Origin of the sequence: Sulfuricurvum sp., assembly GCF_023229695.1 — a bacterium.
Lineage (GTDB): Bacteria > Campylobacterota > Campylobacteria > Campylobacterales > Sulfurimonadaceae > Sulfuricurvum.
In genome coordinates, this window is the sequence record NZ_JALNYS010000013.1 from 58,097 (window position 1) to 70,932 (window position 12,836).

Sequence of the window (12,836 nt, forward strand, 5' to 3'; positions counted from 1 at the left end):
ACCAAAATCATACGCTCAATCGGTGAACTCTTGCGAGATTTCGATGAAACGATCGATATTCGCCATAAAAATATCCACCAATCCCGGATCAAAATGGCGCGCGCGTTCATTCACGATGAATTCAATGATCTGCTCCATCGGCCACGCTTTTTTGTACACACGCTCACAGCTCAATGCATCAAATACATCCGCCAATGCGGTGATTCTGCCGTAAATATGGATCTCTTCGCCCGACAAAGCCCGGGGATATCCTGAACCGTCCCATTTTTCATGATGTTCGCGGGCAATGATGGCGGCCGCCTGAAGCAACGGGCGTTTGGAATTTTTAAGAATATCGTAGCCGATCGAGCTGTGTCTTTTCATCACGTCGTATTCATCCGGTTCCAGTTTGCCGGGTTTGAGCAAAATCGAATCGGCGATACCGATCTTTCCGATGTCATGCATCGGGGAAGCGCTGTAGATGAGTTTGGCCTCCTCCGCATCCAACCCATAGAGTTCTGCAAGGAGTTTCGAATATTTTGAGACCCGTCGTACATGATTGCCCGTCTCATTCGATCGGGTTTCCCCGATCTCGCCGAGGAGATTGAGCATTTCATGCTGCGTATTCCAAATTTCATCGTTCAAATTGTGCATTTGAGTCACATCGTAGCTGATACTGATAAATTCCAGAATATGGCCGAATTCATCCAGTATCGGTTTGATCGTTGTATCGGTTATGTAATGGGAACCCTCTTTTTTGAGGTTTTTGATCGTTCCGTGCCATATTTTTTTATCCAGAATCGTTTGCCACATATGCTCATAAAAATGGGGCGGTATCTCCGCATGGCGGATAAGCTTATGCCCGTGTTGAAGCATCTCCTCTTTCGGATAACCGCTTGTTGCACAAAACGCATCGTTGACGTAGGTGATATTCCCCTGCAAATCGGTTTTGGAGACGATCATCGAGACGTCTACGACCTCTTTATACTGTTCGAGGAGCGTTGACTGATGGATAAGGTCTTGTTTGAGATGTGCCGTAAAATCTTCCACTTTTCGGGCATTAAAGAGATTCTGAACCACCGTATAAAGCGTCTGAATCATACTGTCGGTTTTCATCGGCTTGAGAATGAACTGGGCAACACCGTTATTGATCAGTTCAAGCAGATAGATACTGTCTTCGCAAGCAGATGTGACAATAACACTTTGTGAGGGGTTTATCTCTTTGATCTTCTGGATCATAGCAACCCCGTTCATCTCCGGCATCAGGATATCGGTAATGACAATATCGTAGGATTTTTGTCCATAAAGAGACAACCCCTCTTTGCCGTTATCAGCGGTATCAACGACGGAAAATATCGTTGAAAAAAGCATGGCGGTATTTCCCCGTATCAGCTCTTCGTCTTCGACGTACAATACTTTCATCCCCTCCGCATAAAGCGTCAGTTGTTTCAGCATCTCTTTAACGTGCATTATTGTTGATCCTCCAATGGCAGTTTGATCGTAGAACAGCGTTTTTATCTTTGATGTTACGCACTTTCTGGGCAAAGCCCAGAAAGTGGCAGGGACAGATGTCCCTACAACCCCCTAAAGCTACCCGTATCTTTCGGATACGGGAGAGATAACCGATTTGATGTTACGCACTTTCCGCTCATAGCCCGTAAAGTGGCGGGGACAAATTGTCCCCTGCACCCCCCTAAAGCTACCCGTATCTTTCGGATACGGGAGAGATAACCGATTTGATGTTACGCACTTTCCGCTCATAGCCCGTAAAGTGGCGGGGACAAATTGTCCCCTGCACCCCCCTGAAGCTACCCGTATCTTTCGGATACGGGAGATTAACTCCCCTTGAAGTACCCCTTAAGGCAAGGTGTGTAAGGTCAGTTTGTACCTGATGTTACGCACTTTTCTAAAAAGGGTAAAAAATTAGTTTTCTCCGACATAATAGTGAATTGCTATGGTATCGTATTTTCCGTTATTTTCAATGCAAATGAATATTTTTTTGTACGGAACAACGGTAACGTCACATTCTTCAAACCCATCAAAAAAACTCAATATTGCCCTCTTCCACATCTTCCGGCCGGATCAGCGCAATGATTTGCTGGATACTCATTGCGGTGGGCTGATGGATATGGTGAATATTCTTCATTGCCATACTTTCGATCGTAAATCGGTCGATATAGAGGGTCATATCGATGCACACCGCATCAAAAAGCTTTAATACCATTTCCGGTTTTGCCTCGATTAACGCCACAAATGCGGATCCCTCTCCCATAGCATAAGCGAGTTCTTCCATATTGTTCGCCAACAAATCCATAAACGGCGTATAGAGGCGCAGGGTATGACCGATTTTTACAATATGTTCTGCAATCGTATCGATTTTTGCGCTATCGCGGTCACCGCAATAGCGTATCAGCAGATTCGGTATCTCGCCGAGCAACTCTTTCATCTCATCCGCGTCTTCCGACATAAAGAGCACTTTTTCATACCCTTGGTCTTCGTCTTTGGCGAAATACTCTTTGAACAGCAGTTCGGTATCTTCCGGATTATTTTGGAAAAAAAGCTCTTCTACCTGCTGATTTTTTACCGTGATCGCATGCAGCTGGGCTTCCAGCGTTCGAACTTGCTGTTTGAGTTTATTGCGTTCTTCGTGCAGCTCTTTAAAGAGTAGCGCATTCACATTATAGGTATCCGCATCGCGGCAAATCGGGTACAGCACTTTAAGCATCTCCTCTAGAACAATCGGTTTGAGGATAAAACTGCTGATCCCCTTACGGATCATACCGATTAAAGTCTCCTGCTCATCATGGGCCGTAATCGCAATAATTTTTTGTTCCGGATTGATCTCCCGTATACGGTCGATCATCTCCAGACCGTTCATACGGGGCATATTGATGTCGGTAACGATAATATCATACTCTCCGTTATTGTAGTGTTGGAGCCCCTCTTCCCCGTTCTCAGCCAAATCAACCTTTGCAAAAAACGGTTCCAGCAACATCGCGGTCGCTTTTCTGAGTTCATGATTGTCTTCGACATAAAGGACGTTCAAGGTATGCGAAAATTTTTGAATATTTTTGGTGATTAACATTTTAGTTCTCCTATCCGATCCCACCCATCGAACTTTTCCTTTTTTAGTTCAATTTCCATACGGATCTATTCACATACTCAATGATGTTGAATAGCCATATCATATTGAGAAATAGTCACAAAACAATCACAGGAGCTTTTTTTGTACCCAAACGGTTACCTACCCTCACTGTAACCCTCAGGAGAAATATCCCCAAGGGGGGTTCACTAGCCGATCCCGTGTTAACTGCGGTAGTGCTGCAATGCGTGCATATACGAGTTACGCTCATAGGCTGAGGGATTATCGGTATGGGAGAGCGAAATGCTCCCTTTCATCTGTGAAATCGATTCATACTCATGCTCTTGCATCCAGGATGTGAGGTCATGTAAAATATTTCGAATCTCCCCCTCACCGTGAAGGAGCAATACCGAAGCCAATGCCGTGGCATCGGCACCGCTCATCACCGCCTTTAAGACATCTTGGCCGCTGTGGATACCGGTATTGGCACAGAGGGAGCAGCCAAGTTTGTTGTAGAGTATCGCACACCACCGTAACGTTTCACTGAGACTGGCTGAGCTGGTGATATTCGCTTGCCGCAACGCCGTGAGCAATTCCAGATCGACATCGACCCGGCTTGGGTTATCGAAAATCGTCAAACCGTCAGCCCCCGCTTCGACAAGCCGTTTTGCCATATTTGCAGGGTTCGAAAAATAGGCATTCATTTTGACGTTCAAAGGAATCGAGATATGTTTTTTGACGGTAGAGACGGTATCGATATACATCTGTTCTATTGTAGGCCCTTCCATATCAACCGAGGTGGGGATATAGGTGATGTTAAGTTCCAGAGCATCTGCCCCTGCCTCTTGCAATTTCTTCGCGTATTTGGCCCATCCCCCGGCAGAAACACCGTTCAAGCTGGCAATTACGGGAATGGAAACGGCTGCTTTGACCCGCATGATCTCTTTGAGGTAATTTTCTGCCTGGATATTTTCAAAATCGACTCCAGCGGGTAGATAACTCAACGCTTCAGCATACGATTCGCTGTTAGCGTGTAAAAAATGGTCGATCTGCCGAAGTTCGCGGTTGATCTCCTCTTCAAAGAGCGAATGGATGATCACCGCAGCGATACCGTTGTCTTCAAGCTTTCGGATACTCTCCAGCGATGCCGTCAACGGTGAAGCGCTTGCGATCAACGGATTTTTCAGCGTAAATCCTAAAAAAGTGGTTGAAAGGTCCATGTTACACCTCCTCGGATGGTTTGTAATATTCATGCAGATTCACATAGCGCTTGTGAAGGGTCTGCGCCGTATGCGCCGCAGTAACCAGAAATTCTCCGGCTGCAGTGTGATTCATTTTCTCTACCATTTTAAAGCGGGTTTCACGATACATAAAATCTTTGACGTCAATCTTCGGCCCTTTAGAATCGAGCGTCATCGGGTTTTCCCCCTCTTTTATCCGTTCCGGGTTAAATCGGAATATCGGCCAGAGTCCGCTATCGACAGCCCGTTTTTGTTGATCGAATCCGTAGCGAAGATCGTAGCCGTGAGCTACACAATGCGAATAGGCAATAATAATCGACGGTCCATCATACCGCTCCGCTTCGATAAATGCCTTCACCGTTGCTTGATCATTTGCCCCCATCGCCACTTTTGCAACATACACATTTTCATAATTGATTGCCATGGCTGCGAGGTCTTTAGGCACTGCCCCTTTCCCCCCTGCGGCAAACTTGGCCACCGCACCGGTCAAGGTCGCTTTTGACTGCTGTCCCCCCGTGTTTGAGTAGACCTGTGTATCCAATACCAAAATATTGACATTTTTGCCACTGGCGAGGACATGATCGAGTCCCCCGTAGCCGATATCGTATGCCCAGCCGTCACCGCCGATAATCCAGACCGATTTCTTGACCAGATAATCACAGAGCTCTAGCAATGTTTTTGCCTCTGCATCGTCCACGGCCTCCAGCGCATGTTTGAGGATAACGATTCGTTCCCGCTGCGCATTAATCTGCTTCTCATCGCGCTGAGGAGCCTGCAAAATATCTTCGACAAGACCGGCACACAATTTCGGTTGAAGTCCTTCGAGGAGGCTTTTGGCATGATCGGCATGATTGTCAATGGCAAGGCGAAAACCTAATCCGAACTCTGCATTATCCTCAAACAGCGAATTGGACCAGGCAGGCCCCCTTCCCTGATCATTTTTTCGCCATGGTGTCGTAGGGAGATTGCCGCCGTAGATCGAGCTGCACCCCGTAGCATTGGCTACGACCATACGGTCGCCGAAGAGCTGGGAAACGAGTTTAACATAAGGAGTCTCCCCGCACCCCGGGCATGCACCACTAAACTCAAAGAGCGGTTCGAGAAACTGAGACTCTTTAAGATCGTCATGATCGAGCAATGCGCGCTCGATTTTCGGCAGAGAAAGGAAAAAATCCCACTGCGTACTTCCGGATTCTCGCAGCGGAAACTGCGGCATCATATTAATCGCTTTTAGATTGGTCTGTGATTTGTTTTTTGCCGGACACACCTCTACACAAAGAGCGCATCCGGTACAGTCTTCGACAGCGACCGAAATAGTGAAAAGATCATTTTCCCCGAATTTTTTCCCTTTGGCCTTTTTGGCAACAAACCCTTCCGGCGCCCCCTCCATCCATGAAGCATCAAAGACATTGGAGCGGATCACCGAATGGGGGCACGCGCTTACGCATTTATTGCACTGAATGCACGTATCCCTATCCCATACCGGAACTTCGTGGCCAATATTACGTTTTTCATACTGGGAAGTACCGGTAGGCCATGTCCCATCAGGCGGCATCTGAGAGACACGCAGAGTATCCCCTTTATACGCCGTAATCGCTCCGATCACTTCGCCCACAAACGGATCAAATTTACCTTTCAAAGGTGAATGCAGTTCCAGTGTGCTGCTGATGTGAGACGGAACTTCCACTTCGAAAAGATTTTCAAGGGTATTGTCCACCGCATCGTAGTTCATCTGAACAATCTGGTCCCCTTTTTTGCCGTAGGTTTTTTGGATGGATCCTTTTATTTTTTTAATCGCCTCTTCTTTGGGGAGGACACCGCTGATTGCGAAAAAACAGGTTTGCATGATGGTATTGATCCGTGCACCCATTTGGCTTGCTTTGGCTACACGATACGCATCGATAGCGTAAAATTTCAATTTTTTAGCAATGATGTGCTCTTGTGCCACACGGGGGAGCCGATACCATGCCTCTTCTTTCGGATAGGGGGTGTTGAGCAAAAAGACGGCACCGGGCTTGGCGATTTCAAGCAGATCCAATTTTTCGAGAAATACCGCCTGATGCACCCCTAAAAAATCGGCTTTCTGAATCAGATAGGTCGAATGGATCGGTTCGATTCCGAAACGGAGGTGCGAAATGGTCATGGAACCCGATTTTTTCGAATCGTAAACGAAATACCCCTGGGCATAATGGTCCGTCTCCGTCCCGATGATCTTGATACTGTTTTTATTGGCACCTACGGTGCCGTCCGAACCCAGTCCGTAGAATACGGCCTGAAACTGCGTAGGATTTTCTAACACAAAATCAGGGTCATACAAGAGGGATGTAAAGGTCACATCATCCTCGATACCGATCGTAAAATGATTTTTGGGAGAAGCTTTGGCAAGCTCATCGTAAATGGCAATAATCATTGCGGGAGTAAACTCTTTGGACGAAAGGCCGTAGCGTCCTCCGATTATTGTCGGCATCGCAAAAGGGAGAGTGTCGCGACGTTCGAATAATGCCGTCACGACATCGTGATAGAGCGGCTCCCCCACACTTCCCGGCTCTTTGGTGCGGTCAAGCACCGCTATCGATTCGACGCTCTTGGGCAATGCATCGAGAAATGCCTCAACGGCAAACGGCAGAGCAAGACGCACTTTGATGAGACCTACTTTTTCCCCCTGCCCGTTTAAATAAGCCACACTCTCTTCGACCGTTTCGGCACCTGATCCCATCAAAACAAGTATCCGCGTCGCCTCACCGTCACCGATGTAATCAAAAAGACGATAATGTCTCCCGCTCAATTCGGCAAATTTGTCCATCTGCTGCTGCAAAATCTGCGGCAGAGCCAAATAATAGGAATTGACACTCTCCCGCCCCTGAAAATAGACATCGGGATTTTGAGACGTGCCTCGGAGTACGGGATGTTCAGGACTCAAACCCCGCTTACGATGGGCTTCTACAAGATCCGTATCAATCATCGCTTTGAGCACCTCATCTCCCAGCACTTCGATCCGGCTGACCTCATGAGAAGTACGAAAACCGTCAAAAAAATGGAGAAACGGAATCCGTGAATGGAGTGTTGCCGCCTGAGAGATCAGGGCAAAATCGTGTGCTTCTTGCACCGAATTGGAAGCGAGTAGCGCAAATCCGGTCTGTCTGACTCCCATCACATCCTGATGGTCTCCGAAGATCGAGAGTCCCTGCATGGCAAGAGAACGGGCGGCAACATGAAATACCGTTGCGGTCAGTTCACCGGCTATTTTATACATGTTCGGAATCATTAAAAGCAGCCCTTGAGAGGCAGTAAAGGTTGTCGTCAAAGCACCGGTCTGCAACGCTCCGTGAACGGCACCGCTCGCTCCCCCTTCACTTTGCATCTCATACACTTCAGGGATGGTACCGAAAATATTTTTCTCCCCTTTTGAACTGTACAGATCGCTAAACTCCCCCATCGGAGACGAGGGGGTAATGGGGTAAATAGCGATTACCTCATTGATTTTGTGTGCGACTAAAGCAACGGCTTCATTGCCATCAACCGTAATAAATAAACGATCACTCATGATACTCCTCCGTGATTTTACAGATCAGATTGTATTTTCTTGTGAATAGTATATAACACATTAGTTACAAAATATAACTACAAATCTGAAAATTTCAAGAGGAGTCCAATTTTTCAATTCAATACGCACATAAATAAAGCTGTTGAAAAATTTTAGATAGGGTGGTTATGCATACAAATATAGATAATGATAAAAAAGCTCAACCCCGTAAATAGTATTCGATACTGTACCGCAAATCTTCATCCATATCCATCAGACTCTCCAACATCCATTTCAGATAGGCGGGATCTTTTATCGCAATGGTCTCAATCCGTTTTTTCGCATACTTTCCGAACGGGAGGCGACCTAATAGCAAACGGGCCTGACTCATGTTTACCAATTTCTCGTGCGATGCCAGATCAAGCAGATACTCATACACCATCCGCGTATGGAGTGCATCGCTGAATGCGTTGTGCGCTGTCGGCTTCACTCCGTATCGATCAAAAAACTCTTCTTCCTGACGGTACAGCCGCAATTCGTAACGCAAAAACTGCAATCCGTAGCCGTCCAAATCGTCCATTAGCGCTTTGGAACATTTAAGAGTATCTATGATTTCACCTTGCCATGTAATACCCTCTTTTTGGAGCATCGCAATATCAAACGGGGCATTATGGGAGATAAGAGTATGTTCGCCGCTGTTGAGCGACCGGATCAGCTCATTACTTTGAGAAGTTGCAAAAGGGGGAGCCTCTTTCACCATTTCATTCGTGATATGGTGAATCGCCGACGCTTCAGGAGGTATTTTTTTACCCGGATGGATCAATTCGTAATGGATTTTATCATCATCCATAACCAGCCCGAGGGCACAAATACGGTCCTTATCTTCTAGACCCGTTGTTTCGGTATCAAGGACAACCGTCATGACTCGTCGTTATGATCAGTTTTCAATTGTGCCAGTAAATTGTGATAGTGTTCGAGGGTGCGAAAACTTTTTTCAAATCGCCAGCTCAATACAAAAGTGACAATCTCCCGGACCAGTGCTTTATCCAATTTTTCAGCACGTCCAAAATAACCTAATGAAATATTCTTATTTTTAACCTTAGCCTCTTTATCGTATATAATCGCGATAATCTGGGCGTATTTGCCCTCTTTTATCATCCCTAAATCTTCATCCGAAAGTGAAATACCGGAGAGATTAATCGCCTTAAACTCAAACAAATTCTCAAATGAAGAGACTTTGGCATCAATCTTTAAAGTATTGAATAACCGTTCCAGCTCTTTTAGATTGCTTTTGCGTTCAAGCTCATAACTGGAAATTTGTGCGGTCAGATTTTTAAGCCGATCAAGTGCTGAACTCACACGTTCCCCTTTTTTCTTAAAATTATACCACTTTTACCAACATTGCCTTATAATGTTACACTTTTTTTATATTGGGAATTCAATGGACTATCTACGTATTCAAGGCCCTACAAAACTTCAAGGCTCAGTTGTCATCTCCGGCGCAAAAAATGCCGCGTTGCCACTTATAACATTAACTTTATTGGCACACAACAAAGTGACCCTTACCAATGTCCCGGAGGTTGCGGATATTAAAACACTGCTCAAGCTCTTGCGAAATCTTGGGGCGACTAGCAGTCTTGAAAACCATGTCCTTCATCTTGACACTTCTACGGTCAATCATACCATGGCCAATTACGATATCGTCAAAACGATGCGTGCTTCCATCCTCGTCCTCGGCCCACTCTTAGCCCGCTTCGGTCATTGTGAAGTCTCTTTACCCGGTGGATGTGCTATCGGCCAACGCCCGATCGATCTGCACCTCAAAGCATTGGAACAGATGGGTGCCCAGATCACAATCCATGCCGGATACGTTCATGCATTGGCACCCGAAGGACTTAAAGGGGCACACATCATCTTTGACAAGATCACCGTAACCGGCACCGCTAATATCGTCATGGCTGCAGCACTTGCACACGGAAAAACAATTCTCGTAAACTGTGCAAAAGAGCCTGAAGTAGTACAACTGTGTGAAATTTTACGGGACAGCGGTATCGACATTACCGGTATCGGTACATCAGAACTATCCATTATTGGAACCGGTGGGAAAACCATCGATATGGTTGATTTTGAAATCATTCCCGACCGTATTGAAGCGGGAACCTATTTGTGTGCCGGTGCGATTACCAATTCATCGATCACTCTAGAGCATGTCCGTCCCGATCATCTTGATGCCGTCACCGGAAAATTGGAGCAGATGGGGTGCACCTTTGATATCACCGATACTACAATAACAATCCATCCGGCGCCGCAACTTAAACATATTGATATCATCACCCAAGAATACCCTGCATTCCCGACCGATATGCAGGCGCAATTTTTAGCCCTCGCAACCCTTGCCAACGGAACAAGCATTATCGAAGAGCGGTTGTTCGAAAACCGCTTTATGCACGTCAGTGAGCTTCAGCGTCTGGGGGCTGATATCAAACTAAACGGCCATACGGCTGCCGTTATGGGTGGAACTCCGCTGTTCGGTGCCGATGTCATGGCAACTGATTTACGGGCTTCAAGTGCCCTAGTCCTTGCAGCAATGGCGGCTGAGGGGACGACAAACGTCCACCGTATCTACCACCTTGACCGCGGATATGAAAATCTTGAACAAAAACTTCAGGCTCTCGGCGCGAAAATTGAGCGTCTAAAAGAATAAAATAACCGTTCGCCGTTTTACGGCGGAAAATAAAGACCTCATCTCTTTCATTCCCCAAAAAAATAATCACAATACCATTCATTTAAGATAGAAAATATAGTGGTTGACAGTATAAAAGTATCGGTAAAAAAAGAAGTTAGCTAAAGAAAGTCAAGAGGAGAAATTGCCGGCAATGCCGGCAAAAGGTTAACGAATCTCTTCGTACGGAGTTGCCGCAACGACTTTACGAGAAACAGTGTATGGAACCAATGCAGCAGCACGAGCTTGCTTGATTGCGATGGTAACCATATCTTGGTGACGCTTACAGTTACCCGTAAGACGACGTGGCATGATTTTGTAACGCTCAGAGAGTGAGTATTTCAAAGAACCTACATCTTTGTAGTCAATGAAATCAACTTTTGCTTCGCAGTATTTGCAATAGCGTTTTTTATATTTTCTTTTTTCTGACATGGTTGTATCCTTGTACTTTCGTTAAAACGGAATTTCGTCTTCGTTAATATCAATCTCGGGGAGATTGTTTTCCGGCATTCTGGCCGGAGACGGTCTCGTGTACGCCGGTGCCTGATTGTACGCTTTCGGCTGCGGAGCATCATACCCCCCGCCTTGGCTACTTCCGGCATCGCCATAATCACTGTAACCACCCTGAGAAGCTTCGCCGCGTGAATCAAGCATTTGCATCGTTTCTACGATAACAGAGTGCTTGGAGCGCTTTTGTCCACTTTGCTGGTCTACCCATTGTTCAAACTGCAATCTTCCCTCTACCAGGATCTTAGACCCTTTACGGAGGTATTGGTTGGCTACTTCACCCGAACGACCGAAAAAAGTGATGTCGACAAAACATGTCTCCTCTTTTTTCTCGCCGTTCACCGTAAATTTACGGCTGGTTGCGATAGCGGTTTTTGCAATCGCCGAACCGCTTTGTGCGTATCGAAGCTCGATATCACGTGTCAGATTTCCAACCAAAATAACTTTATTGAACATAGGTTTTCCTTCGGGCTTAAGCTACTACTTCTTCTTGCTTTTCAGCGACTTTCTCAGTAACAACAGCAGCAGGTTTCTTGGTTTTGTTAACCATATCATTCCATGCTTTGATCTCACGTTTGCTATCGTATTTCATGGTTACGAAACGCAAGATCTCCTCGTTGATACGGAAACGTCTCTCGATTTCACTAATCGCAGAAGGTGCAACTGTGTAATACATAACGTGAAAATAACCGCGAGCGTTTTTCTCGATCGGGTAAGCTAATTTTTTCATCCCCATTGCGTCGCGAGCGATGATTTCACCACCGTTTGATGTGATGACCTCTTCAACGATTGCAAGGGTGTTTTTAATCTCTTCTTCTGTAAGAGTCGGTTTTACGATTACTAGGTTTTCGTAATGTCTCATAGCGTATGTCTCCTTATGGTGTTCGCCCCTTATGGTTGTTATACAGCACGACAGTCGTGTTGCAAAGAGCAAGGAACGCGCGAATTATACTGAAGAATAGCTTAATTTTAGTTTTGGCTATTAGAGGACACAGCTGTGTCCTCGGGCACTCTGCCGAAGAGAACTCAGTGTTAGCGTAGCAGACGGAACTTGTTCCGACGGCGTATTTTTAAAGTATGTTTTGCACTTTAAGCAGTGCCGAAAGGAGCAATGATTCCTGATCCGGTGAACCGGTCGATTTCATCTTCAATTCGGTATCGAGCAAAAGATTCAGCCCTTTTTTATACCCTTCGGGCGAAATCTTCACTCTCTCGAAAAGTGAAATATGCGAGGGATTAGGGTCATACGATTATCCAAAAAATCGTTCATAATGATCATGATCTCCGATCCAAAACCATGTGGCGGTGTTGTTTTCCATAATACAAAGAGCACGATAGCCCAAAGAGATACGAGCAGACCAGATATTTTGTGCGGTGTTGATACATTTGAATCGGAGTGATGGGTGATAAGGATTTTCGACCCATAATCGATACGCTTTTTTAGCGTGGCGTTTTGCGGTAGGGCTGAGATGGAAATAGTTATCCCAAAAGCTCTCAACACTCAAAGAGACGATCATAAACGTTCCGGCTCAAATGCTTTTGCGGTATTTTGCCGTACATTCGCGGCAAAGGCTTCGAGTTTTGCAGAACTGCTTTGATACGAACGGTTCCATCGGTATTCATCGACCATATCGGCTACGATGGGACGGATTTTTTCGATCAGGGTTTCTTGGGCCTCAGCTGGCAGTTCATCCATCATTGTGCTAAAAGTTTGAAATGCTGCTGTGGTCATTGCAAATCCTTTTGTTTTTTTGAGTGATACTTTAGTACTTTAAAGTATTT

At 45.9% G+C, this 12,836-nt stretch carries 13 protein-coding genes; 1 reads left to right on the forward strand and 12 read right to left on the reverse strand.

Features of this window, described 5'->3' with window-relative positions; translation table 11 throughout:
* Positions 1 to 15: 15 nt before the first annotated feature.
* The 6 genes from M0P91_RS10430 to M0P91_RS10455 form a co-directional block, all read right to left on the reverse strand.
* The gene (locus tag M0P91_RS10430) at positions 16 to 1,449 is read right to left on the reverse strand and encodes an HD domain-containing phosphohydrolase (RefSeq protein ID WP_295066913.1); all 1,434 of its coding nucleotides are present in this window, start codon (positions 1,447 to 1,449) and stop codon (positions 16 to 18) included.
* Between the two features lie 568 nt (positions 1,450 to 2,017).
* The gene (locus tag M0P91_RS10435; RefSeq protein WP_295066915.1) at positions 2,018 to 3,064 is read right to left on the reverse strand and encodes a response regulator; all 1,047 of its coding nucleotides are present in this window, start codon (positions 3,062 to 3,064) and stop codon (positions 2,018 to 2,020) included.
* Positions 3,065 to 3,285: 221 nt separating this feature from the next.
* Positions 3,286 to 4,281, reverse strand: coding sequence for a dihydroorotate dehydrogenase-like protein (locus M0P91_RS10440; RefSeq protein WP_295066917.1), 996 nt, complete (start codon positions 4,279 to 4,281; stop codon positions 3,286 to 3,288).
* A 1-nt stretch (position 4,282) separates the two neighbouring features.
* Entirely contained in the window at positions 4,283 to 7,846 is a 3,564-nt protein-coding gene (gene nifJ / locus M0P91_RS10445) for a pyruvate:ferredoxin (flavodoxin) oxidoreductase (RefSeq protein ID WP_295066919.1), read from the reverse strand.
* A 199-nt stretch (positions 7,847 to 8,045) separates the two neighbouring features.
* Positions 8,046 to 8,747, reverse strand: a complete 702-nt coding sequence (locus M0P91_RS10450; protein WP_295066921.1) for a 3'-5' exonuclease — start codon at positions 8,745 to 8,747, stop codon at positions 8,046 to 8,048.
* A complete protein-coding gene (locus M0P91_RS10455) occupies positions 8,744 to 9,184 on the reverse strand; it encodes a hypothetical protein (RefSeq protein WP_295066923.1) in 441 nt (146 codons plus the stop codon). The genes M0P91_RS10450 and M0P91_RS10455 overlap by 4 nt, the downstream gene beginning before the upstream one ends.
* 82 nt (positions 9,185 to 9,266) lie before the next feature.
* Between M0P91_RS10455 and murA the strand changes: the two genes are divergently transcribed.
* A complete protein-coding gene (gene murA, locus M0P91_RS10460) occupies positions 9,267 to 10,529 on the forward strand; it encodes a UDP-N-acetylglucosamine 1-carboxyvinyltransferase (protein ID WP_295066925.1) in 1,263 nt (420 codons plus the stop codon).
* A 186-nt stretch (positions 10,530 to 10,715) separates the two neighbouring features.
* Here murA and rpsR read toward each other — a convergent pair whose 3' ends face one another.
* The 6 genes from rpsR to M0P91_RS10490 form a co-directional block, all read right to left on the reverse strand.
* Complete coding sequence (gene rpsR / locus M0P91_RS10465; RefSeq protein ID WP_295066927.1) at positions 10,716 to 10,979, reverse strand: 30S ribosomal protein S18; 264 nt, start codon at positions 10,977 to 10,979, stop codon at positions 10,716 to 10,718.
* Between the two features lie 21 nt (positions 10,980 to 11,000).
* Complete coding sequence (locus tag M0P91_RS10470) at positions 11,001 to 11,510, reverse strand: single-stranded DNA-binding protein (protein ID WP_295066929.1); 510 nt, start codon at positions 11,508 to 11,510, stop codon at positions 11,001 to 11,003.
* A 16-nt stretch (positions 11,511 to 11,526) separates the two neighbouring features.
* The gene (gene rpsF / locus M0P91_RS10475) at positions 11,527 to 11,916 is read right to left on the reverse strand and encodes a 30S ribosomal protein S6 (RefSeq protein ID WP_295066931.1); all 390 of its coding nucleotides are present in this window, start codon (positions 11,914 to 11,916) and stop codon (positions 11,527 to 11,529) included.
* A gap of 208 nt (positions 11,917 to 12,124) precedes the next feature.
* Positions 12,125 to 12,262 carry a hypothetical protein gene (locus M0P91_RS10480; protein WP_295066933.1) on the reverse strand — a complete coding sequence of 46 codons (138 nt, stop codon included), beginning with the start codon at positions 12,260 to 12,262 and terminating at the stop codon, positions 12,125 to 12,127.
* A gap of 42 nt (positions 12,263 to 12,304) precedes the next feature.
* On the reverse strand, positions 12,305 to 12,571 hold the full coding sequence (locus M0P91_RS10485; protein WP_295066935.1) for a hypothetical protein: 267 nt from the start codon (positions 12,569 to 12,571) through the stop codon (positions 12,305 to 12,307).
* Entirely contained in the window at positions 12,568 to 12,786 is a 219-nt protein-coding gene (locus M0P91_RS10490) for a hypothetical protein (RefSeq protein ID WP_295066937.1), read from the reverse strand. Before M0P91_RS10490 ends, M0P91_RS10485 begins: the two co-directional genes overlap by 4 nt.
* Positions 12,787 to 12,836: the final 50 nt, after the last annotated feature.